Origin of the sequence: Companilactobacillus halodurans (assembly GCF_009600985.1) — a bacterium.
GTDB classification, from domain to species: domain Bacteria; phylum Bacillota; class Bacilli; order Lactobacillales; family Lactobacillaceae; genus Companilactobacillus; species Companilactobacillus halodurans.
The window spans coordinates 1-1,210 of sequence record NZ_VDFP01000197.1 but is presented as its reverse complement, the minus strand read 5'-3'; the positions used below and the strand labels follow the sequence as shown (position 1 = coordinate 1,210).

At 36.4% G+C, this 1,210-nt stretch carries 3 protein-coding genes; all 3 read right to left on the bottom strand.

Annotation, left to right across the window (positions count from 1 at the left end):
* Positions 1-415 (bottom strand): aldo/keto reductase (locus FHL06_RS13590; protein WP_192918012.1); only part of this gene is annotated, 415 nt, incomplete at its 3' end.
* A gap of 173 nt (positions 416-588) precedes the next feature.
* On the bottom strand, positions 589-726 hold the full coding sequence (locus FHL06_RS13585; protein WP_153387176.1) for a hypothetical protein: 138 nt from the start codon (positions 724-726) through the stop codon (positions 589-591).
* A 133-nt stretch (positions 727-859) separates the two neighbouring features.
* Complete coding sequence (locus tag FHL06_RS13580) at positions 860-1,162, bottom strand: alpha/beta hydrolase family protein (protein ID WP_153387174.1); 303 nt, start codon at positions 1,160-1,162, stop codon at positions 860-862.
* Positions 1,163-1,210: the final 48 nt, after the last annotated feature.

The window sequence follows — 1,210 nt, the reverse complement described above, 5'->3', positions numbered from 1 at the left end:
CGTAAAAGTTTGAAACACCAATAGCACGAATTTTTCCAGCTTTATAAGCTTCTTCCAAAGCTCTCCAGGCACCAATTGTGTCGCCATATGGTTGGTGTAAAAGGTACATATCAATATAATCTACGCCTAAATTCTTCAAAGAAGTTTCAATACCCTTCTTGGCCCTGTCATAAGTAAAATCTGAAACCCATAATTTTGAAGTGATGAACAAATCTTTGCGGTCGACGCCACTTTCTTTGATAGCTTCACCCACGGCTGTTTCATTTTGGTAAGCTGCAGCTGTATCGATCAAACGATAACCAGTATTGATTGCATCTAACACGGCTTGTTTACATTGTTCTAAATCTGTTACTTGAAAAACTCCAAATCCTAATTGTGGCATTTCAATGCCGTTATTTAATTTAACTGTTTGCATTTTTTCCTCTTTGCTTACTTGATGAATTCATTGTATAGCCGAAATGGTAACTTAAAAATTACTACCTAAGCATGCTGCTATACGTCTGATGTATAGTGATTAATTATATTTCCATCTTAATTTCAAAAGGAATTGATTCTAATCGGATCAATCCCTTTTGAAAATCTCTTCATCTAGATATTCTTTTGCAAGAATTCCGTAATATTTTCAATTGCCGTTGGAACATAATCTTCCCCATCATATAAATCAAAATGACGAGCTTTAGGGATAATAACTAGTTTCTTATTTTCACTTCCAGCATTTTTAAACATTACTTCAGCTCCTGGACGTGTAAAAGCATTTTCACCACAAATCATCAAATATGGTTGTTTCAAATCTTTAACAATTTCTGTTGGATGGAATTCTTGCCAATCAAGTTGTGACCATGAGACAAATTCAACTCGGTTACTTAATTAGAGAAACATAATCATCATCTAAAACTGTAAGCCCCTCAATTGCCATTGGATATTTTGTCACGATTTTTTCTGGTACTTCCTCCTTAGGAAAGACAAAAGCACCTGGTTCAATTGCGATAATAGCAGTAACATCATCACTTGCTGAACCAATCATCCAACCCGGAACTCCGCCTTGTGAGTGTGTCATTAAGACGGATGGTCCAGATTTCTTTAATGCTTCGACCGCGGTTGAAGTAATAAGGGGAAAATCAATTTCTCCGGTATCTGGGGTCATCTGTCGGAAATTGAGCATTTTTCATAAACTTAGGCCGTAGTCCGAGTCTGAATTGAGTGAACCAAT

Excerpts from the sequence above, each read along its gene's own strand:
- FHL06_RS13580 (WP_153387174.1), bottom strand. The coding sequence starts at position 1,162 with ATGCTCAATTTCCGACAGATGACCCCAGATACCGGAGAAATTGATTTT.
- FHL06_RS13585 (WP_153387176.1), bottom strand. The coding sequence starts at position 726 with ATGTTTAAAAATGCTGGAAGTGAAAATAAGAAACTAGTTATTATCCCT.